The organism is Enterobacter sp. ECC-019, from assembly GCF_043974075.1.
Classification (GTDB): domain Bacteria; phylum Pseudomonadota; class Gammaproteobacteria; order Enterobacterales; family Enterobacteriaceae; genus Enterobacter; species Enterobacter asburiae_D.
The window spans coordinates 2,660,532-2,682,822 of record NZ_CP143759.1 but is presented as its reverse complement, the minus strand read 5'-3'; the positions used below and the strand labels follow the sequence as shown (position 1 = coordinate 2,682,822).

Sequence of the window (22,291 nt, the reverse complement as noted above, 5' to 3'; positions counted from 1 at the left end):
CTAAAGACAATTGACGTTAATTTCGGTAATTCCGCCTGCCGACGACTGCGGGGAAAGCACGTACGGTGCGCGGCATTGTCGGTCGCTTTCCGCTCCCCACGTGACGAAGACGGTTCCCTGTGCGTCCAGACCGGTGAGATAAGCCTGGCCTTTATCGCCAACAATAACGCTGCTGCCGTCGGCACCTTTCAGGCTTGCCGTTGCACCAAAGGGAACAAACTGGCCGTTATGCAGTAAAGTCAATAACGCCCGTCGCCCCACCTTCGCCTGATAGTCGGCCAAAACGATCGCGCCGCGCGTCGGCGTCACCGTCCGGGTATTGATATCCAGCTCAACATCATCCGGCAGGCTTTCCGGGGCCAGGGTGATGTCATTTTTACGGTATACGGACAAATTACTGACCACCGTATACCCCCGAAAATCCGTTTTAACGCCCGCCTGATTGTGGATATCGACGTCGTGCGCACCCGGCGCACTAACCAGAACATTGGTCTCACCCAGAGGCTGTGAAAGCGTGATCCCCTCCCTGTGAGCAAGTATGCCCCCCTGCAGGCCATAGTTAAGACGCTCGCTGTTTTTGTCGTAGCTGTAACCCGCCGTCGCTTCGCCGTAGGTTCCCTTATAATCACCATTCATATTGCCCGTGTAGCCAACACCGTCCGACCCGTATCCCTGCTGCACGTTCCAGTTCAGGGCGTGGTTTTCCAGCGCCACGCCGTTCAAGCCGATGTTCTGTGTGGTGCCGTTATTCTTGCTGGCGCTCACGTTATAGTTAGCCCAGGTCTGCGGCAAAAATTTATCGAGAGGAATGCTGACGTTAAAGGCCAGCAGCCGATCTTTGTCGTACCGTTTATTGTCATCGTATGAACCCGCACTGCCGTTTTGACTGTAGGTCCAGGTGAGTCCGTAACTGATGTTGTGCCAGTAGTTGTTGTAACCCAGACTGTATGACGCCATCGTTTTACCCGAATTCCAGTAGTCCTCACGGGCCGCGCTCAGCGTCAGCGAGCCAAGATTGCCGCCCAGCGTCTGGCTCATCGTGAGTTCGGCCCGGTTGCGACGTCGGTCCTGAAGCGCGGAGCTGTCACCCCAGGAATCGAGGACCTCCTGCATGCCGTAGTAGCCGCTGGTCGAGTAGCGGTAGCCCGCAATCGAAAATTGGGTTCCGGTACCCACAAAGTTCTTGCTGTATCGCGCCCGCCAGGACTGTCCGTTGGATTTCTCACCCCCCTGCAGGGTGGACCAGGCCTGGGTCATGTCCGCCGAAATCGCGCCGAAATTACCCATGTTTTTCCCGAGACCGGTGGCGATGGACTGATATTTGCTCGACTCCTGCAGCCCGCCATAGAGCGTGAGGCCATACGGCAAACCATAAATTCCGGTGATTTGCCCAAACGGGGTCTTATCAACGCTGCTGCTATAGGAACGATACTGCCCTCCGGTCACCGCATATTTCAGGCGCCCTTCACGCTGTAAAACCGGTAATGAGGCATAAGGCAGGGTGAAATGCTGCTCGCTGCCGTCAGCTTCCTTAACGGTGACATCCAGATCGCCCGCACCGCCCGTGGGGTACATATCGGTAATTTCAAATGCGCCGGGCGCGACATAGCTCTGATAAATCTGGTAGCCATTCTGGCGAACAATCACCTGCGCATTGGTACGCGCAATACCCCGCACGACGGGCGCATAGCCTTTGAGCGAATCCGGGAGCATGTCGTCATCTGAAGCCAGCTGTCCGCCGCGAAACGGCATGCTGTCGAACACGTCGGCTGGCGCAGAGCTATCCCCCAGGGTGAACTGCGCTTTGAGCGGAATAATGGCCCGCTGCGCATAGGTGTAGACGGTATCCCATTTGTCCTGACCGCTCTCATCCCGCGACCAGGTGGTGTAATTTCGCAACCGCCACGGCCCAACGTTGAGGCCCGGGCGCAGGTTGACATATTGACTGTTGGTGTTTTTACTGCCGTTTTGTTTTGCCCAGGTGTTTGCGCCGCTCAGGCTATAGTTGAGCATCGCGGCGACGATCCCCTCATCCCACTGTTCTGGCGGGACATACCCTCTGGCAGGCAAATCGATCGCGGCCTGAGGAATGCTGATAACCAGCCGCTGCGCGCTAAACTGAAAATCCGTGCTGGCGTGAGGGATCGCCTCCAGGTTAACGCAGGTTGCGTTTTCAACAGCCAGGTTGGGAAACAGCGCCGTTTTGACGCCCCATTTTTTTAGCTGTGCAATGCTCAGGCAAGGCTGCAGGCTGTCGTTTTCCTTCCCGTCTTTTCCGGCAACAAAATCAATATCGCTGCTCTCAATAAGCTGGTCGTCAAGAATGATGTCAACATGGTATTTCCCTGGTGCCTGCGAACCTGATTCAAACGCAGATAAATCGGCTTTACCCATTCCCGGATTATCCAGCTCCACCAGTTCGGCGTTAAAAGAATCACTGGCGTTAACCGCGGGAACTGCATTAGCCAGCGCGAAGGCAATACATATCGCCAGCCGCGCGGGTTGCATTTTTTTATTTTTCGTTGCCATCATCATAAACCTGACTAGATATTGAGGCTGCTGCTTTATTCAGGAATTAAAAACTGGCCTGATGCGCTATTCCCGGACTACCGTAATCATTAATTACTTTGAATATAATCTGATTACCAGCGGCACCTGGCGGCAGGCTAAATATTGCCACTTTGCCAGGATCCACCCAGGTGACATCTTCAAGTTTTTTGCCGCCAACGCTTATTTCATTAAAGTTAATGACGTACGGCGTGGAATTAGTCACCTGAATTTTATTTCCGCTCCGCGACCAGGTTAATTTACTCGCCTGTTCTTCAGGCGTTGATGCCTTCAGACCTGCCGGACGATAAATGAGTTTGATGCGGGTTTTAACGGCAATTTGCAACGCGTTTGCCTGTTTCGTGGCGGACGGTATCGCTTTAATATTTAACCAGAACAGGCTCTCTTTATCCTGCGGTAACGATCCAGCGAATAAAATACGCTCAATGTTTTGCTGGCCACCGTTCAGCCTGTACAGGGGGGGCGTGACGATAAATGGCGCTTTATTAGCATTACCCTCTGGCATGTCGACCCAGGACTGAATTAAATAAGGGGCTTGTTCCACATTATTTACGCTAATGGCTGCCTCTTTTTTCCCACCATCAAATATTACGCGGGTACCGCCAATCACGACCCCGGCATACGCTTGTGACAGCGACGCAGTAATCACCGCCGCGGTCAGCAGGGTTTTGCTAATAACATTCATTTCAAACCTCTTAAAACAAGGGGGCATAAATGCCCCCGCGCAGCGCCTCGCGGTTCTGGCTATTGTTATGCTTTACGACTAGTTATAAACAACGGAGAAGTTAGCGACGGAGTTTGCAGGACCGGCCGTTACCGCTGCCGCCGTTGAAATATACTGCGCGTAAAAGTTCAGCGTGTTGTCAGCGGTGCTGCTTAGCGTATAGTTGTAGTTGTTGCTGCAGTGCAGCGGCAGATCGGCTTTATCCGCGGTCATTAAATTGATGGCAATACCGGTAGCCGCACCGGCAACGGAGGTATCGATGGCCAGCAGGTCGGCGTTGGTCAGATCTGGCGTACCGTCAAATCGGACTTTGGCACTGGTGACGGTAACCGGGCAGTTTTTCAGAATAATATCGAATCGCGTTGCCGCCGTTCTGGAACCCGTCGTCGTAAATTCTGTTTTATAATAATCACCTAATACGACCACCTGGTTTTGAGAGGCAACCGCCACATCACAGGCAGAATCCAGGATGTTACCATTAAAGTTAACGGTTCCTGCAGCAGCGAAAGCATTGCCCACCATTAAGGCAGATGCTGTCGCAACCATCGCTAAAATAATGTTCTTTTTCATAATCTTCATTTTCCTGTTTACGGGATAACTTTATTTATTATTGAAATTCATGCAGCAGAAAGCTGATAAAAGAATCGCTATACATTCTTTTATTTCTCAATAAATGACTTAAGGTCTTTCTTACTGACTGATTAAAATTTATATAATCATTTTAATGAACACAACTTTTTGATGGTCTAGCTGTAGACTCTGATTTAACGAAAAATCAACATTTCTTTAAGAATAGGCTTTCTCCTCATTCCCCTGGTCTATTAGTAGACTTGATCGCCTTTCTGTTTTCATTCAACACGTTAGATATCAGGCTCGCAGCGGTCTATTTTTGGACCTTGCCGAAACATTCCCTGACCTCTTCATTTTTAAGATAATTCCCTGCGCAGATCAAAAAACGATCGAATCCGTAGTCGCTGTGAGGTATCTTATGAATACGCGTTTAACCACGCCATTAAATAGCCACGAATCTACCGTTCTTGGTTTAAAACCGTTTATCCATATCGATACCCTGATTAAATCAGTGCTGCCTGCTGCGAACAGACTGGTCATCTGTCGGGGAGAAACCGTACATTATTATAAAGATGATGTGCGCCAGTGTTTTTTACTTCTCCAGGGCAGCGTAGCGCTTCATCGTCGTGGCGACGGTATTGTTTTAAACTCTGAATCTGCGCCGTTTATTCTGGGTGTCAGCAGTCAATTTTCTTCGGAGCATCTCTACGTCAGGGCCCTGGAGACGGCAGAAATCGCCCGCGTGTCGCTGGAGACGTTTAATCAAATTGTTTCACAGCAGGATTTATGGGAGCACTTTTCAAAGCTGCTTATTTATACGGCCTCACGCGTTTATGAGCATTGCGCGCAAATATCGCAAATGTCCGCCTACGACATCATTCGCTTCCAGCTTGTTGAGCTTATGCAGGAGCCCGATGCCATACGGAAAAATACGACGGCGGCCGCGTACATCAAAAGCCGGACGTATCTTTCACGTAGCGGAATTATGCGTATTCTGGCAGAACTGCGGACCGGGAAGTACATCACCATGGAGCGTGGTGTGCTGCTTGACATTCACCATCTGCCGCGAAAATATTGACAGCCAGCGTGCCTGTACCCGGGAGAAGCGCTATAATTAGCCAGGTTATTTTTAAGGTTGTCGGCTACCATGTCCCTTCCAGAAAAGTCTCAACGGGGTTCTCCCTACGCGCAAGAGCTTATTTCACACCTGTTGCCTGATTGCACAACCCATCGCGCCTCCCGTGGCGAGCGTCTGGACCTGCAAGACAACGGTCAGGGGATGTGCTATTTAATTCTTGAAGGAACCATCGCCATCTACAGAAGAAGCGATGACATGATGCTGTCCACGGCCCGCGGCCCCGCGGTGTTCGGCCTCGCTAACCTCACCGATATCTATTTCAATGATTATATTAAGACCGTCAGCCCTTGTCTGATTGGAACGCTCACCACCGAGCGTGTGAATGCCATTATTCAAGAGAAAGCGCTGTGGGGACTGCTTTCTCAACAGCTCATGTTTGTGTATAGCCGTCTATATAACAACGTGATGCCGCAGGGCGCGCCGACGGCGTATGAGATGATTCGCCAGCAGCTGGTCAAGCTGATGGAGGAAGATGAGAGTTATCGGCTCAGCGTGACGGCGGAAAGGTATATCAGGGAGAAAACCCAGCTCTCCCGCAGCGGCGTGATGCGCATTCTGGCGGATTTAAAAACCGGCGGATTTATCGAAATGGAAGAAGGCAGGCTCATTAAAATCAATAAACTCCCCGCCCGATACTGAATGTCAGACACAAAAAAGGCCGCACTCGCGGCCCCTTTATTCTCATGTACTCAATGGACGTGAACGCCCAACCGCCAGGCAAAGTAGATCTCTTCTTTCAGTTCATTCGAAGAGAGCGCCAGCAAATCTGTAAATTCCAGCTCAAGCTGTTTCAGCTTTTTCAGGTACTGCGCCGGAGACAGGTTGCTCTTATCGCGACGTAAATATTCAATTGCCAGCTGTGTTGGGGTTATTTCAGTATCCATGATGTCCTCGCTTATGTACAAAACCTGACCAGTATATCACAACGCACTGGCTAGTTTTTGACCAAAGGCAAAACATCTGAAAACTTTACACAACCGCCGTGGTCAGCCGCGACGAGCAGCACAGGCGATCCTGCTCATCGAGAATATCTATTTGCCACACCTGATGGCGGCTTCCGGCGTGCAGCGCGCGGCAAACACCTCGCACGCGCCCGCTGCGCACCGAACGAATGTGGTTAGCATTCACCTCAAGTCCGACAACCTTCTGCTCCCCTTCGGTACAGAGATACCCCGCCACCGAGCCCAGCGTTTCGGCCAGCACGACGGATGCTCCGCCGTGCAATAAACCAAACGGCTGGTGGGTGCGACTATCGACGGGCATTGTAGCCTCAATCTCATCGTCGCCAATGCGAATGAACTGGATATCCAGCAGCCCCACCATATTCCCCTCGCCCATGGCGTTCAGCGCCTGCAGCGTCACGGCTCGTTTCCAGATCATCCAATTATCTCCAGTAAAGCCTGCAATGGGTGACGTACACCGTTACCCTCTACCCGTTTTACCTGGCTGCGGCAGGAGTAACCCGTCGCCAGACAGCGGTTTCGCGGCAAACGCTGCATCGCCTGATGCCAGGACAACTCATAGATGCCGAGCGAGTTGGCGTGGTTTTTCACTTCGTGTCCGTAGGTTCCGGCCATCCCGCAGCAGCCTACGTTGACGCTCTCCAGCTTCGCACCAAAGCGGGCAAAAACAGACGCCCACTGCGCGGGGGCACCCGGCAGTGCGGTCACTTCCGTGCAGTGACCGAACAGATACCAGGGTTCACCGCTGACATCCTGAACAGCCTTTTCTTCCAGCGCCATCGGCAGCCATTCGTGCACCAGCATCACGTTGAAATCGCCGCGCTTATCGCCCAGCGTCTGCTTGTATTCATCGCGATAGCAAAGCACCAGTGCCGGATCGACGCCGACCATCGGTATCCCGAGCTGCGCCACGCGATTCAGGAAGTCAGACGTTTTCTGCGCGGTCTTCGCAAAGCGGTTCAGGAAACCTTTAATGTGCTGCGCCTTGCCGTTGGGAGAGAACGGCAGCACAACCGGCTGGTAACCCACTTTCTCCACCAGACGGACGAAATCGGCCACGACCTGCGCATCGTAGTAGCTGGTGAACGGATCCTGCACCACCAGCACTACATTCGCTTTTTGCTCCGGAGCCAGCGCCTCCAGCTGTTCGAGGGTCATGTTTGCCGAACGGTGGCCCACAAGCTGGCGCTGCAGAGACGGGACCGACAGCAGCGGCAGATCGACCATGCCGATGTGTTTTTCGGAGAGCTTGCGCACCAGCGGCTGGTTGATAAAGAAGTTGAAGGTCTTTGGCGCACGCGCCATCAGCGGCGCGTAGCTTTCCACCGTCGCCACCAGATGGTCGCGCACCGGGCGGAGATATCGGGTGTGATAAAGCTGCAGGAAACGCGAGCGGAATTCCGGCACGTCGATTTTAATCGGGCACTGGGTGGAGCAGGCTTTACAGGCCAGACAGCCGGGCATCGCCTCTTTCACCTCATGGGAGAAATCGTACTCTCCTTTGTTGGCATGCCAGCTGTTGCGGGTGCGCTCAATCAGCGAGCGCAGGCTGGCCCGTTTTTCCGGCAGTTCCTGCTCCAGCTTGAGCGGATCCACCCCGCGGTCGGCCAGCAGTCGCAGCCACTCGCGCACCAGCGTCGCCCGCCCTTTCGGCGAGTGGATACGGTTGCTGGTGATTTTCATCGACGGGCACATCGGGCTTTTCACATCAAAGTTAAAGCACAGGCCGTTGCCGTTGCACTCCATCGCGCCGCGCCACGAAGCGCGCACCGCAATCGGGATCTGCCTGTCGTACGTGCCGCGCTTGACGGCATCCACCTGTAGCATCGGGGCATCAACACCCTCAGGCGGGCAGATTTTACCCGGGTTGAGGCGGTTATGCGGGTCGAATGCCGCTTTTACCTTACGCAACTCCGCGTAGAGCTGTTCCCCGAAGAATGCCGGGCTGTACTCCGCGCGGAACCCTTTCCCGTGCTCCCCCCACAGCAGACCACCGTATTTGGCGGTTAGGGCCACCACGTCGTCGGAGATCTGCTTCATCAGGATCTCCTGCTGCGGGTCGCACATATCCAGCGCCGGACGCACGTGCAGTACCCCGGCGTCGACGTGGCCGAACATGCCGTAGCTCAGGCCGTGGCTGTCCAGCAGGGCGCGAAACTCAACGATATAATCCGCCAGATGCTCAGGCGGCACGCAGGTATCTTCGGCAAAAGGAATAGGCTTCGCCGCCCCTTTCGCATTGCCGAGCAGGCCCACGGCTTTTTTACGCATCGCATAGATACGCTCAATCCCGGCCAGATCGTTACAGAGCTGCCAGCCGATGACGCCGCCTTCGCCCTGCGCAATCAGCTCATCCAGACGCTGGCAGAGCGTGGTGACCTGGCGCTCAATCAGCTCCGCATCATCGCCGGCAAATTCCACGATATTGAGACCGAGCATCTCTTTATCCGGCACGTCGGTAATGAGGTCACTCACGGAGTGCCAGACAATATCTTCCCGGGCGAGATTGAGCACCTTAGAGTCGACGGTCTCTACCGAAAGCGCCTGCGCTTTCACCATAAACGGCGCATTGCGTAGCGCGGAGTCGAAGGAGTCATATTTGACGTTCACCAGACGGCGCACTTTCGGCAACCGTGTGATATCCAGCCGCGCTTCGGTAATAAACGCCAGCGTCCCTTCGGAGCCGGTCAGCACGCGGGTTAAATCAAACTGGGTCAGGTCGTCGTTAAAGACGTGGCGCAGATCGTACCCGGTCAGGAAGCGGTTCAGTTTTGGGAATTTATCGAGAATAAGCTGGCGGTTGTCGCGGCAGCGTTCCAGCACGGTGCGATAGATGCGCCCGCTGGCGGTGTTATCTTTGCCCAGCGTTTCCGCCAGTTCGACCGGCATCGGCTGGGTATCGAGGATATCGCCGCCCAGCAGCACCGCACGCACGCCCAGCACGTGATCGGAAGTTTTACCGTAGACCAGCGAGCCCTGCCCGGAGGCATCCGTGTTAATCATCCCGCCAAGGGTCGCGCGGTTGCTGGTGGAGAGCTCAGGGGCAAAAAAGTACCCGTAAGGCTTGAGATACTGATTGAGCTGATCTTTGATGACGCCCGCTTCGACCCGCACCCACCCCTCTTCCGGGTTGATCTCAATGATGCGGTTCATATAGCGCGACATATCAACAATGATGCCCTGATTCAGCGCCTGACCATTGGTCCCGGTGCCGCCGCCGCGCGGCGTAAAGACCAGCGAGGCAAACCGCTCCTGCGTGGCCAGCCGGGCGATAAGCGCGACGTCAGCCGTTGAACGAGGGAAAACCACGGCATCGGGAAGAAGCTGGTAGATACTGTTATCGGTCGCCATCGTCAGCCTGTCGGCATAGTTCGTGGCGGTATCACCTGTAAAACCCTGTTGCTCCAGTGCTTGCAAAAAATTAAGCACCAGCTGAACGACGCCAGGTGCCTGAGAAATCTGTGGGATCATGACTGTCGACCCTAATTAGAGTTGTATGAAATCGTTTGCGTGTATCTTAAAAGTTTTATCACATTTTTTTCTTATAATCTCTGCTGAATTACAGGCAAAATCCGCCTGTCAAAAACCGCTGAGATCATTAATGATTAAAGAGACGCGGTTTTCCGTTCCCGCCAGTGGTACTGGCGTTCTTTTAAGGAAAGTTTCATTTATGGTCAATCTTCGCCAGCCCAGGGATGTTGCGCAAATTTTGCTGTCGGTGCTGTTTCTGGCCCTCATGATTATTGCGTGTCTGTGGATTGTTCAACCCTTTATTCTCGGCTTTGCGTGGGCTGCGACCGTTGTCGTCGCCACGTGGCCTTTGCTGCTGCGCTTGCAGAAGCTGCTGTTTGGCCGTCGCGGGTTAGCCGTGCTGGTCATGACGCTCCTGTTGTTCCTGCTGTTTATTATTCCTATTGCCCTGCTGGTGAATAGCCTGGTGGATTCCAGTGGCCCCGTTATTCGCGCCATCAGCAGTGGTGACCTGACGTTGCCGGATCTCGCCTGGCTGAACAGCATTCCGGTGGTGGGGGCCAAACTCTACAGCGGCTGGCATAGCCTGCTGGAGATGGGCGGCAGCGCGCTGATGGCAAAAGTCCGCCCGTACATTGGCACCACCACCACCTGGTTTGTCGGTCAGGCGGCGCATATCGGCCGCTTTATGATGCACTGTACCCTGATGCTGCTCTTCAGCGCCCTGCTCTACTGGCGCGGTGAGCAGGTAGCTTTAGGCGTTCGTCACTTTGCCACCCGCCTGGCGGGCAAACGCGGTGACGCTGCGGTACTGCTGGCTGCGCAGGCCGTGCGCGCAGTTGCGCTGGGCGTGGTGGTCACCGCGCTGGTGCAGGCGGTGCTGGGCGGTATTGGTCTGGCGATTTCCGGCGTACCGTACGCCACCATTTTCACCGTTGTCATGCTGATGACCTGCCTTGCGCAACTGGGACCGTTGCTGGTGCTGGTACCCTGCATTATCTGGCTCTACTGGACGGGTGATACCACGTGGGGAACGGTGCTGCTGGTCTGGAGCTGCGTGGTCGGCACCATGGATAACGTCATTCGCCCGATCCTCATCCGCATGGGTGCTGACCTGCCGCTGATCCTGATCCTCTCCGGGGTGATTGGCGGTCTGATTGCCTTTGGCATGATTGGCCTGTTTATTGGCCCGGTGCTGCTCGCCGTCACCTGGCGCCTGTTCTCCGCCTGGGTGCATGAAATTCCGCCGCCGGGGACTGACCCGGACGTGATTTTGAGCGAACTGGAAGAGCTGGAAGAGAAAAACACGCATTAAGTTTTTTTTGCCGGGTGGCGCTAACGCTTACCCGGCCTACATTCCCCCTCATGATACTTTAACGCTGCTAAAGTATTTATTCGTTACTCACTGGTCAGACCCGCTCTTTCAGCAGTAAGTCTGCTATTAACCTCAAGAAATCTTTACGCCTCTTAAACTATTGAGACGAATCCGATCGACGCTAAATAACACAATGCCTACTATTAGCACACGGTTATAAATCAACACCTTGATTTATAAGCATGGAAATCCCCTGAGTGAAACAACGAATTGCTGTGTGTAGTCTTTGCCCATCTCCCACGATGGGCTTTTTTTTATCCTGACTACGCGCGCTTAACCTCACAGGCACTGAGCATCCGCCACTCCGCAGGCAGCACCCGCGTTTCCCCCGTCACATTGACCGTCACCGCCTCGCGGATATCCGCCGACGATGCGCCAACCTGTAGCTCAAACTCGCCCGGCTCAACGATGCGTTTCCCGTCGCGACGGGTAAAGTTGAACATCTCAACCGGCAGCGTAAAGGCGAGCGTGGCGGTTTCGCCCGGCGAGAGCGTGACGCGCTGGAAGGCCTTCAGCTCCTGAAGCGGCCGCACCTGCGTGGCGACCTTATCCCTGACGTAAACCTGCACCACCTCGCTGCCGCTGCGCTCTCCGGTATTGGTAATATCCATACTCAGCGTCACCTCGCCGTCGATCGGCACGCTGCTTTCGGCGACGCGGGCTGCTCCCCAGCTAAACGTCGTCCAGCCGTGGCCGAAGCCAAACGGGTAACGCGAACCGAAATGGAACGCAAACGGCGTACCGCCGCTTTTGAGCTTGTGATTGTAGTAATACGGCATCGCCCCGGCGCTTTTCGGCACGCTCACCACCAGGCGACCCTGCGGCTCCGCGCGTCCGGTTAACACGTCCGCAATCGCCCAGCCCCCTTCCTGTCCCGGCGCCCAGGCCATCATCAGCGCCGCGACCTTGTCTTCCAGACCCTGCAGGTTGTATGGACGCCCCCCGGTCATGACCACAATCACCGGCTTGCCCGTCGCCACCAGCGCATCCAGCAGCTGTTGCTGCACGCCCGGCAGGTTCAGGGAATCGGTATCGGAACCTTCCCCCACGGTACCGCTCTGGAACAGCCCGGCGAGATCGCCCACGCAGGCCACCACCACGTCACTCTCCTGCGCGGCGTTTACCGCCTCGGGGATCAGGGCGGTGCTTAGTGAAACCGGAGACTGCTGCATCGGTTTACCGCCGCTGTCGCCAGGGAAAACCGGCGCGCCCGCCATCCGTTTTTCGATGATATGGCACCCTTTGGCATAGCGGACGTTCGATGCACCGAGATACTGCTCCAGCGCCGCGCGCGGGGTCGTGACCTGCGAGGTCTCTTCCACCATATCGCTGATGATCAAATGCACCGGGAAGCTGTAGCCGCTCAGTAACGCCAGCGGATCGTCTGCCGTCGGCCCCACCACCGCCACGCGGGGTTTGCCGCCGAGCGGTAAAATCCCGTTATTTTCCAGCAGCGTGAGCGATTTCGTCGCCACTTCCCGCGCGACCTGGCGGGTCATATCGTTTTGCAGATCGATACCGTTTTCATCCGCGTATGGCTTTTCAAACAGCCCCAGACGGAATTTTTCGGTCAGCACGCGCGCCACAATCTTATCCACTTTCTCCATAGAGATCAGCCCGCGCTCTACCGCTTGCGCCAGATGCCGCGCGCAGTCGTCTTTCGGCAGCTCAACGTCCAGCCCGGCGTTGAACGCCAGCGCGGCAGATTCGGCCGCGTCGTGGGAAATCCCATGATGCTGGTGCAGCAGGCTGACGCCGCCGTAATCCGCCACGACGATGCCGTCAAAGCCCCACTGTTCGCGCAGGACGGTGGTCAGCAGGAAGCTGTCGCTGTGACCCGGCTGATTATCGATATCGTGATAGGCTGGCATCACCGACCCGGCATTGGCCAGCTTCACCGCCATTTCAAACGGCAGCAGGAAGGTGTCGTTCAGCTCGCTGAACCCCAGGTGTACTGGCGCATGGTTGCGCGCCCCTTCGCTGAACGAGTGCCCCACGTAATGTTTCAGGGTTGCCAGCAGGTCGCGTTTATCGCCCTGTAAGCCCTTCACGTAGGCGGTCGCCATCACGCCCACCAGCCAGGGATCTTCTCCAAAGCTCTCTTCGGTTCGCCCCCATCGCACGTCGCGGGACACGTCAAGCACCGGTGCAAGCCCCTGCTGGCAGCCAACGGAGCGCGCCTCTTTGCCAATCTGCTCTGCCGCCCGCTGCACAAGCTCCGGATCCCATGTCGAACCGTAGTTCAATGACGACGGGAACAGGGTGGCGTCTTTGCACAGCAGCCCCACCAGACACTCTTCATGGAACAGCGCCGGTATGCCAAGACGCGTCTCTTCCATCATCATCCGCTGCAGGCGGTTCGCGGCGCGCACGCCGGTTTTCGCGTCAACGATGTGGGTGCCCAGCGGCCGCGTAATCTGCCCGACGCCCAGCTTCAGCCGTTCGCTAAGCGACGCCTGCTCGCTCACGCCGGCGAATTCGTCGCTCAAATCGCTGCGCTCACGGTGGTTGCCGTTTTCATCGAGGATCAGCCAGTAGGCATGCATCTGGGCGAACTTCTCTTCCGGGGTCATGCGCGCCAGTAAATCGGCGACGCGCTCGTGCACGGGACGTCCCGCGTCCTTATAGATAGCTGTCATGTTTTACTCCTGTATTGCGGAAGGGGTTGCCGGGCTGAGCTGCCCCGCTTCGGGTCTGACGTCACGCTTGCTGGCCAACTCCCGGGCAATGGAATCCACCAGCCGGCTGTTGAGCTTGTAGATGGCAAGCAGCGCGACCATGCAGAGGAACAACACGCACGGGATAAGGGTGAACAGCGCGTTGATGGTTGAGAGAACGTTCGGCGCCTGGGTAGCCTGTCCCGGTGCGTAATCCACCATGCCAAGCACCCAGCCGACCACGGCCCCGCCCAGCGCCAGCCCAAACTTGATGGCAAACAGCGCGGTAGAGAAGACCAGACCGTCCAGACGACGACCGCTGCGATGCTCTTCGTAATCCACCACGTCGGAGAACATGGTCCACTGCAGCGGCGTGGTGAGGTTTTGAATAAAGCTAAAAACAATGTTGAGGCCGAATATCAGCCAGACCTGCGAAGGAGGAATGAAGAAAATCAGCGCCCCGAAAATCACGAAAGTCATAATGGTCCACTGATAGGCGCGTACACGGTCAAATTTCCCCAGCAGCCGTTCAGATAATAATGCGCCGCTTAACGAGGCCACCATGCCGGAAACAATAAAGGCAAAGACCAGTTCCGGGCGCAGCAGCACATAGTTGACGTAATACATGGTTGCAGAGCCGCGCGTCACCACCGCCGTTAACAGCAAAATATTAAACACGAACACAATGCGCCACTGACTGTTCCCGGCCAGCAGTTTTAAATCGGTGAGCATGGAGCCCGAAGTATCATTGCGTGGAGAATAACGCTCGCGGGTCATCAGGAAACAGCAGAAGAACAGCACAATTCCCAGCAGGCCCATCAGGCTCATGGCATAGAAATAGCCTTTCTGCACGTTGCCCTGGCCTAACAATGAGACCAGCGGCAGGGCGATAACCGTCACAATCAACCCGCCGATAAACGACAGGCCAAAGCGCCACGACTGCAGAGAGTGACGCTCGCGCGGGTCTAACGTCAGCGCGCCGGGCATGGCGCAGTAAGGCACGTTAATCGCGGAGTAAATCAGGCTTAAAATCGCGTAGGTCACGCAGGCATAAATGATTTTTGCCGTCGGCCCAACGTCCGGCACATAGAAGGTAATCAGGCAGCTCACGCCAAACGGGATGGCAAACCACAGCAACCAGGGACGGAAACGTCCGTGACGCGTTTGGGTGCGATCGACCAGTGCGCCAATGCACGGGTCGACAAATGCATCGACCACGCGCACCACTAAAAACATGGTGCCCATAATCGCGGCGGGCAGGCCAAAAACGTCCGTATAAAAATAAGCGAGAAATAACGTTGCCGTTTGCCAGACCAGCGCGCTGGCCATATCGCCTAAGCCATAGCCTATTTTATCTTTGGTACGCAATACAGAGGAGAGTGTCATTGTTATTTGCCTTTTTATCAGGTTAAAACGTATTTCAACCAGTTGCGCATCATCTGAAGGGAAATGCGCAGTAAGGCTCAAGTATTAGCAACGGTTTGCGCGCTAACAATTGTCTAAATTGACAGACAAATTATGATATTTGGTTTTTTACTTTATTTGTGATGGGGAGCAAATAAGAAATGAAATAAAAAAGGCGAGGAATAATATCCTCGCCTTTTCGGGTCAACGTGGCGTTACTTGTTCAGTTCAGCCAGGCTCAGCCAGGTTTGCACCACGGTGTCCGGGTTCAGGGACAGGCTATCAATCCCCTCTTCCATCAGCCATGCGGCAAAGTCTTCATGGTCGGATGGACCCTGACCACAAATCCCGACGTATTTACCCTGCTTCTTCGCCGCGCGGATGGACATCGAGAGCAGCGCTTTCACCGCCTCGTTGCGCTCGTCGAACAGTTCGGAAACCACGCCGGAGTCGCGGTCCAGACCCAGCGTCAGCTGCGTCATGTCGTTCGAGCCGATAGAGAAGCCGTCGAAGTGCTCGAGGAACTGCTCGGCCAGCAGGGCGTTGGACGGGATTTCACACATCATGATGATCTTCAGCCCGTTCTCGCCGCGCTTCAGCCCCTGACGCGCCAGCTCGTCCACAACGGCTTTCGCCTGATCCACGGTACGCACGAACGGGATCATGATCTCCACGTTGGTCAGCCCCATGTCGTTGCGCACGCGTTTCACCGCCTCACACTCCAGCGCGAAGCAGTCGCGGAAGCTGTCGGCAACGTAGCGTCCGGCCCCGCGGAAGCCCAGCATCGGGTTCTCTTCTTCCGGCTCGTAGCGCTCGCCGCCTACCAGATTGGCGTATTCGTTAGACTTAAAGTCAGACAGACGCACGATCACGCGTTTCGGATAGAAGGCAGCGCCCAGCGTCGCGATCCCTTCGGTCAGACGGCCGACGTAGAACTCTTTCGGTGAGTCGTAGCCTTTCATCATCTCGCGGATTTCGTTCTGCAGCTTCGGATCCTGATCGTCAAACTCCAACAGCGCACGCGGGTGAACGCCGATCATACGGTTGATGATAAATTCCAGACGCGCCAGGCCAACGCCTTCGTTCGGCAGGCAGGCGAAGTCAAACGCGCGGTCCGGGTTACCGACGTTCATCATGATCTTCAGCGGCAGGTCCGGCATGGTATCTACGCTCGAGCTCTTCACGCTGAAGTCGAGAATATCGGCGTACACGTAGCCGGTATCGCCTTCGGCACAGGAGACGGTAACGTTCTGCCCGTCCTTCATGCGCTCGGTGGCGTCACCGCAGCCGACAACCGCAGGAATACCCAGCTCGCGGGCAATGATCGCCGCGTGACAGGTACGACCTCCGCGGTTGGTGACGATAGCCGCCGCTTTCTTCATGATCGGTTCCCAGTCCGGGTCGGTCATGTCGGTTACCAGCACGTCGCCTGGCTCAATACGGTTCATCTCGCTGATGTCGTGGATCACTTTGACCGGACCGGCACCGATGCGGTGACCGATGGCACGACCTTCCGCCACGATTTTGCCCTGCGCGTGCAGCGTATAACGCTCCATCACCTGACCGCGTGAGCGAACGGTTTCCGGACGCGCCTGCACGATAAACAGCTTACCGGTGTTACCGTCTTTCGCCCATTCGATGTCCATCGGACGGCCGTAGTGTTTTTCAATCTGCACCGCCTGCTTCGCCAGTTCCTGCACTTCGGCATCGGTCAGGGAGAAGCGGTCACGCTGCTCCTGCGGTACATCTTCAATTTTAACCTGCTTGCCATGCTCCTGGGTTGGGGCATAGATCATGCGGATTTTTTTCGAGCCCATGGTCCGGCGCACCACCGACGGACGGCCAGCGGCCAGCGTAGGCTTGTGGACGTAGAATTCGTCAGGGTTTACCGCGCCCTGCACCACCATCTCACCCAGACCCCACGCGGAGGTGATAAATACCACCTGGTCGAAGCCGGATTCGGTATCAATGGAGAACATCACGCCGGATGAGCCCACGTCCGAGCGCACCATGCGCTGCACGCCAGCGGAGAGCGCCACGCCGCGGTGGTCGTAGCCCTGGTGCACGCGATAGGAGATGGCGCGGTCGTTGAACAGGGAAGCAAACACGTGCTTCACCGCCACCAGCACCGCATCGTAACCCTGGACGTTCAGGAAGGTTTCCTGCTGACCGGCAAACGAGGCGTCCGGCATATCTTCTGCGGTTGCAGAGGAACGCACGGCAAAGGAGGCCTGCGCATCGTCAGCAGAGAGCTGGTTATATGCGTCGTGAATGGCTTTTTCCAGTTCTGGCTGGAAAGGTGTGTCGATGATCCACTGGCGGATTTGCGCCCCGGCTTTGGCAAGCTCGGTAACGTCATCAATATCCGTTTTATCCAGCAGGTCGTAAATGCGCTGGTTAACACCGCTCTGGTCTAAAAACAGGTTAAAGGCATCGGCGGTGGTGGCAAACCCGTTCGGTACGGAGACACCCATAACCGACAGATTTGTAATCATTTCACCCAGGGAGGCATTTTTGCCCCCAACTCTGTCTACATCATTCATGCCGAGTTGGTTATACCAAAGCACCAGCGGTGACGAGCCATTGTTGGACATCGAAACAATCCTTTTGTGATATTTGATCGGAGTAAGTAACACCTGACTACGTATTTATACTGGCATATTTATTAGTGCTAAAAAAACGGTGAATCGTGTAAGCAATTTAAAATTTCAACTTTTCGGATACTTTCCCACCAGGCATTAACCCGATGATTCCTCTATATTCAGCCAGAAACCCCAAAAATAAAGTCGCTATTTGAAAAATGAAATCCACTTTTCAGGAAAATCAAAAACACCGTTTCATTTATAATTAAGATAAGTTCTTTGCTGTGTAATTTACTTTTTTAATTTATGCTTTCAGTCAATTAGGTCTCATATTCAGGGTGGATAAAATGGATAGTGCTGTCGATCGCCACGTTTTTTATATTTCTGATGGTACGGCGATCACCGCCGAGGTCCTGGGCCACGCGGTGATGTCGCAGTTTCCCGTATCGATTAACAGCATCACGCTGCCGTTTGTTGAAAACGAGAGCCGCGCCAAAGCGGTGAAGGACCAGATTGACGCCATCTACCAGCAGACCGGCGTCCGCCCGCTGGTGTTCTACTCTATCGTCATCCCCGAGATTCGCTCCATCATTCTGCAAAGTGAAGGCTTCTGTCAGGATATCGTGCAGGCGCTGGTGGCTCCGCTCCAGAGCGAGCTTAAGCTCGACCCGACCCCTATCGCCCACCGAACCCACGGGCTCAATCCCGGTAACCTGATCAAGTACGATGCACGTATTGCCGCTATTGATTACACACTCGCACACGATGATGGCATCTCCATGCGCAACCTTGACCAGGCGCAGGTGATCCTGCTTGGCGTGTCGCGCTGCGGCAAAACCCCGACCAGCCTCTATCTGGCGATGCAGTTTGGCATTCGCGCTGCAAACTACCCGTTTATCGCTGATGACATGGATAACCTGGTGCTGCCTGCCGCCCTTAAGCCGCTGCAGCACAAGCTGTTCGGCCTGACGATCAACCCGGAACGCCTTGCCGCCATCCGCGAAGAGCGCCGCGAGAACAGCCGCTACGCCTCCATGCGCCAGTGCCGGATGGAAGTCTCCGAAGTGGAAGCGCTGTACCGCAAAAACCAGATCCCGTGGCTGAACAGCACCAACTATTCGGTTGAAGAAATTGCCACCAAAATTCTCGACATCATGGGGCTTAATCGCCGCATGTACTAATATGCTAGTACAGTAACTCAGATTCAGGTATCATCATCTGCAACCACGGGGCGGTGTCGCCCCGAACTTGAAATCAGCAGGGATTGGTTTAAGGTGATGCCCATCACTTCCCGGTAGTCTGCCGATGAAGCAAAAATTTTCTGAGACATTCCATGAATAAAACCGATGAACTCCGCACTGCGCGCATTGACAGCCTGGTCACGCCGGCTGAACTGGCTCAGCGGCATCCTGTTTCCGCCGCCGTCGCGGAACACGTGACGGCTTCCCGTCGCCGCATTGAAAAAATCCTCAATGGTGAAGACAAACGTCTTCTGGTGGTGATTGGGCCTTGCTCCATCCACGATCTGGATGCCGCGATGGATTATGCAAAACGACTTCAGGGACTGCGGGATAAGTACCAGCATCGCCTTGAGATTGTGATGCGTACCTACTTTGAAAAACCGCGAACCGTGGTGGGCTGGAAGGGACTGATTTCCGACCCTGACCTCAACGGCAGCTATCGCGTTAACCACGGTATCGAGCTGGCGCGGAAGCTGCTTTTACAGGTCAACGAGCTGGGCGTTCCGACGGCGACCGAGTTTCTCGATATGGTGACCGGGCAGTTTATCGCCGACCTGATCAGCTGGGGCGCGATTGGCGCGCGCACTACAGAAAGCCAGATCCACCGTGAGATGGCCTCCGCCCTCTCCTGTCCGGTCGGCTTTAAAAACGGGACCGACGGCAACACCCGTATCGCGGTGGATGCCATCCGCGCTGCCCGTGCCAGCCACATGTTCCTGTCGCCGGATAAGAGCGGTCATATGACCATCTACCAGACCAGCGGTAACCCTTACGGCCATATCATTATGCGCGGCGGGAAGAAACCCAATTACCATGCAGAAGATATTGCGGCGGCCTGTGAAACGCTGGCCGAGTTCGACCTGCCGGAACATCTGGTGGTGGATTTCAGCCACGGCAACTGCCAGAAGCAGCATCGCCGCCAGCTGGACGTCTGCGATGAGATCTGCCAGCAGATCCGCAGCGGTTCCACCGCCGTGGCAGGCATTATGGCGGAAAGCTTCCTCAAAGAAGGCACGCAGAAAATCGTTGCCGGACAGCAGATGGTTTACGGCCAGTCGATCACCGACCCGTGCCTGAGCTGGGAAGACAGCGAACTGCTGCTGGAAAAGCTGGCAGCTGCGGTTGATTCTCGCTTCTGATGTTATTGTCGGGTGGCGCTGCGCTTACCCGACCTACAATCCGTGCCGTTGTAGGCCCGGTAAGGCGTAGCCGCCACCGGGCGTTCCATTGCACAAATTTGATCCCCTCACCCTTTTTTCACAAAAACGCTTGCCGTCAATTTGCAGTTTATTGATAATGATTATCATTGTTACATTGATTGCTATTTATATACATTATGTCACGTACGGATAACAGCGCGGCAACGCCAGCAAAAACATACACAGCGCCAGCCCCCGCCGAGCGTCGGATTGACAGCAAAACCCTCCTCGGCGATGAGGGACGGGTCATTATTGAGCATGACGGCCAGCGCTATCTTTTGCGCCAGACCCATGCCGGAAAACTGATCCTCACAAAATAAACAACACCTAAAAATACGCCAGCCACCCAGGTGATACCCAGGCAGCCAGCGCTTTTCACTTCTTATGGAGAGTTGCTATGCCACACCTGCCTTCCGCATCTTTACGTCCGTCACTTCTGGCGCTGACGATTGCCAGTACCCTGCCGGGCGTCGCGTTCGCCGCCACAGACGACATTACCGTCACCGCCACGGGCAACGCCCGCAGCGCCTTTGAAGCGCCCATGATGGTAAGCGTGATCGACGCCAGCGCGCCGGAGAAACAAACCGCCAGCTCAGCGGCCGACCTGCTGCGTAATGTCCCCGGTCTGACGCTGGACGGCACCGGACGCACCAACGGGCAGGACGTAAACCTGCGCGGCCATAACCGTCGCGGCGTGCTGGTGCTGGTTGACGGCGTGCGCCAGGGAACCGATACCGGCCACCTGAACAGCACCTTCCTCGACCCCGCGCTAATCAAACGTATCGAGGTGGTTCGCGGCCCTTCGGCCCTGCTGTACGGCAGCGGCGCGCTGGGCGGCGTGATCTCTTATGACACCGCCGAAGCCAACGATCTGCTCGAACCGGGTAAAAACAGCGGCTACCGCGTGTCTGGAACGAGCGCGACGGGCGATCGTAGCCTCGGGATGGGGGCCAGCGCCTACGGCCGCACCGATACGCTGGACGGTCTGGTCTCCTGGTCCAGCCGGGATCGCGGTGATATCCGCCAGAGCGACGGTGCAACCGCGCCTAACGACGAATCCATCAACAACATGCTGGCAAAAGGCAGCTGGAAACTCGACCCGGCCCAGACCCTGAGCGGCTCCCTGCGCTACTACAACAACGCCGCTCAGGAGCCGAAAAACCCGCAAACCATCGGGGCGGACAGCAGTAACCCGATGACCGACCGCTCAACCATCCAGCGCGATGCGCAGGTTGGCTACCGCATTGCTCCGGAAGGGTACGACTGGCTGAACGCCGACGCGAAGGTCTACTGGTCCGAAGCGCGCATTAATGCCCAGAACGTCGACGGCAGCGGTGAGTTTCGCAAGCAGACGACCAAAGGCGGCAAGCTGGAAAACCGCACCCGCCTGTTCAGCGACACCTTTGCAGCACACCTTCTGACCTACGGCGGGGAATACTATCGTCAGGAGCAGCATCCGGGCGGAGCAACCACCGGCTTCCCGGACGCGAAAATCGACTTCAGTTCCGGCTGGCTGCAGGACGAGATCACCCTGCGCGATCTACCAGTTACCCTGCTGGGCGGCACGCGCTATGACAACTACCGCGGCAGCAGCGACGGCTACAACGATGTGGATGCCGATAAGTGGTCATCCCGCGCCGGATTAACCGTCAGCCCAACCGACTGGCTGATGCTGTTTGGCTCTTACGCGCAGGCCTTCCGCGCGCCGACCATGGGCGAGATGTATAACGACGCCAAACACTTCTCCATTGGCCGCTTCTACACCAACTACTGGGTGCCAAACCCGAACCTGCGCCCGGAAACCAACGAAACGCAGGAGTTTGGTTTTGGCCTGCGCTTTGACGATCTGATGCTTGCCAACGATACGCTGGAGTTTAAAGCCAGCTATTTCGATACCAAAGCCAAAGACTATATCTCTACCACCGTCGATTTTGCCGCCGCGACCACCATGTCGTACAACGTCCCGAACGCAAAAATCTGGGGCTGGGATATGATGGCAAAATACTCTGCCGACCTCTTCAGCCTTGACCTGGCCTATAACCGCACGCGCGGGAAAGACACCGATACGGGCGAGTACATCTCCAGCATCAACCCGGACACCGTCACCAGCAAGCTGGACGTTCCGGTGGCGCAAAGCGGGTTCTCCGTCGGCTGGATCGGTACTTTTGTCGATCGCTCAACGCATATCAGCAGCAGCTACAGCAAGCAGCCGGGCTATGCGGTCAACGATTTCTACGTGAGCTACAAAGGCCGGGAGCGGCTCAAAGGCGTGACCACCACGCTGGTGCTGGGCAACGCCTTTGACAAAGCCTACTGGTCACCTCAGGGCATTCCGCAGGACGGTCGTAACGGCAAGATTTTCGTAAGCTATCAGTGGTAATTCCCTTCGGGGCCACTATT

Annotated in this window: 16 protein-coding genes and 1 other RNA gene; 8 read left to right on the top strand and 9 right to left on the bottom strand. The window is 55.8% G+C overall.

What is annotated here, in order from left to right; genetic code table 11:
- The 3 genes from V1566_RS12760 to V1566_RS12750 all read right to left on the bottom strand — a co-directional run bounded on the left by V1566_RS12760 (position 1) and on the right by V1566_RS12750 (position 3,862).
- Positions 1-2,529 carry a fimbria/pilus outer membrane usher protein gene (locus tag V1566_RS12760; RefSeq protein WP_395303516.1) on the bottom strand — a complete coding sequence of 843 codons (2,529 nt, stop codon included), beginning with the start codon at positions 2,527-2,529 and terminating at the stop codon, positions 1-3.
- Between the two features lie 46 nt (positions 2,530-2,575).
- Positions 2,576-3,253 carry a molecular chaperone gene (locus V1566_RS12755; protein WP_395305987.1) on the bottom strand — a complete coding sequence of 226 codons (678 nt, stop codon included), beginning with the start codon at positions 3,251-3,253 and terminating at the stop codon, positions 2,576-2,578.
- A 78-nt stretch (positions 3,254-3,331) separates the two neighbouring features.
- Entirely contained in the window at positions 3,332-3,862 is a 531-nt protein-coding gene (locus tag V1566_RS12750; RefSeq protein WP_395303515.1) for a fimbrial protein, read from the bottom strand.
- A 418-nt stretch (positions 3,863-4,280) separates the two neighbouring features.
- Between V1566_RS12750 and V1566_RS12745 the strand changes: the two genes are divergently transcribed.
- Entirely contained in the window at positions 4,281-4,940 is a 660-nt protein-coding gene (locus V1566_RS12745; RefSeq protein WP_311390627.1) for a helix-turn-helix domain-containing protein, read from the top strand.
- 69 nt (positions 4,941-5,009) lie between these two features.
- A complete protein-coding gene (locus V1566_RS12740; protein ID WP_395303514.1) occupies positions 5,010-5,639 on the top strand; it encodes a helix-turn-helix domain-containing protein in 630 nt (209 codons plus the stop codon).
- Between the two features lie 50 nt (positions 5,640-5,689).
- Here the strand turns inward: V1566_RS12740 and V1566_RS12735 are convergent, their stop codons facing one another.
- The 3 genes from V1566_RS12735 to V1566_RS12725 all read right to left on the bottom strand — a co-directional run bounded on the left by V1566_RS12735 (position 5,690) and on the right by V1566_RS12725 (position 9,433).
- A complete protein-coding gene (locus V1566_RS12735) occupies positions 5,690-5,884 on the bottom strand; it encodes a YdiH family protein (protein ID WP_003857766.1) in 195 nt (64 codons plus the stop codon).
- Positions 5,885-5,969: 85 nt separating this feature from the next.
- The gene (menI, locus tag V1566_RS12730; RefSeq protein ID WP_023311321.1) at positions 5,970-6,380 is read right to left on the bottom strand and encodes a 1,4-dihydroxy-2-naphthoyl-CoA hydrolase; all 411 of its coding nucleotides are present in this window, start codon (positions 6,378-6,380) and stop codon (positions 5,970-5,972) included.
- Positions 6,377-9,433, bottom strand: a complete 3,057-nt coding sequence (locus V1566_RS12725; RefSeq protein ID WP_395303513.1) for an FAD-binding and (Fe-S)-binding domain-containing protein — start codon at positions 9,431-9,433, stop codon at positions 6,377-6,379. The genes menI and V1566_RS12725 overlap by 4 nt, the downstream gene beginning before the upstream one ends.
- Positions 9,434-9,632: 199 nt before the next feature.
- On the opposite strand from V1566_RS12725, the gene ydiK reads away from it, so the two are divergent.
- A complete protein-coding gene (ydiK, locus tag V1566_RS12720; RefSeq protein ID WP_370883838.1) occupies positions 9,633-10,748 on the top strand; it encodes an AI-2E family transporter YdiK in 1,116 nt (371 codons plus the stop codon).
- Between the two features lie 210 nt (positions 10,749-10,958).
- Positions 10,959-11,066, top strand: an RNA gene (gene rprA / locus V1566_RS12715) — antisense sRNA RprA.
- Positions 11,067-11,071: 5 nt separating this feature from the next.
- Here rprA and V1566_RS12710 read toward each other — a convergent pair.
- The 3 genes from V1566_RS12710 to ppsA form a co-directional block, all read right to left on the bottom strand.
- Positions 11,072-13,447 carry a glycoside hydrolase family 3 N-terminal domain-containing protein gene (locus V1566_RS12710; RefSeq protein WP_395303512.1) on the bottom strand — a complete coding sequence of 792 codons (2,376 nt, stop codon included), beginning with the start codon at positions 13,445-13,447 and terminating at the stop codon, positions 11,072-11,074.
- Between the two features lie 3 nt (positions 13,448-13,450).
- Positions 13,451-14,851 carry an MFS transporter gene (locus V1566_RS12705; RefSeq protein ID WP_395303511.1) on the bottom strand — a complete coding sequence of 467 codons (1,401 nt, stop codon included), beginning with the start codon at positions 14,849-14,851 and terminating at the stop codon, positions 13,451-13,453.
- Between the two features lie 233 nt (positions 14,852-15,084).
- Positions 15,085-17,463, bottom strand: a complete 2,379-nt coding sequence (gene ppsA / locus V1566_RS12700; RefSeq protein WP_395303510.1) for a phosphoenolpyruvate synthase — start codon at positions 17,461-17,463, stop codon at positions 15,085-15,087.
- Between the two features lie 335 nt (positions 17,464-17,798).
- Here ppsA and V1566_RS12695 point away from each other — a divergent pair, with 335 nt between their 5' ends.
- The 4 genes from V1566_RS12695 (at position 17,799) to V1566_RS12680 (ending at position 22,271) form a co-directional block, all read left to right on the top strand.
- On the top strand, positions 17,799-18,632 hold the full coding sequence (locus V1566_RS12695; protein WP_148243135.1) for a pyruvate, water dikinase regulatory protein: 834 nt from the start codon (positions 17,799-17,801) through the stop codon (positions 18,630-18,632).
- Between the two features lie 152 nt (positions 18,633-18,784).
- The gene (gene aroH, locus V1566_RS12690; protein ID WP_395303509.1) at positions 18,785-19,831 is read left to right on the top strand and encodes a 3-deoxy-7-phosphoheptulonate synthase AroH; all 1,047 of its coding nucleotides are present in this window, start codon (positions 18,785-18,787) and stop codon (positions 19,829-19,831) included.
- A gap of 197 nt (positions 19,832-20,028) precedes the next feature.
- Positions 20,029-20,211 (top strand): hemin uptake protein HemP, encoded by a 183-nt coding sequence (gene hemP / locus V1566_RS12685; RefSeq protein ID WP_395303508.1) that lies wholly within the window; start codon positions 20,029-20,031, stop codon positions 20,209-20,211.
- Positions 20,212-20,288: 77 nt separating this feature from the next.
- Positions 20,289-22,271: a TonB-dependent hemoglobin/transferrin/lactoferrin family receptor gene (locus V1566_RS12680; protein WP_395303507.1), complete on the top strand. Its 1,983-nt coding sequence runs from the start codon at positions 20,289-20,291 to the stop codon at positions 22,269-22,271.
- The last annotated feature ends 20 nt before the right edge of the window (positions 22,272-22,291 follow it).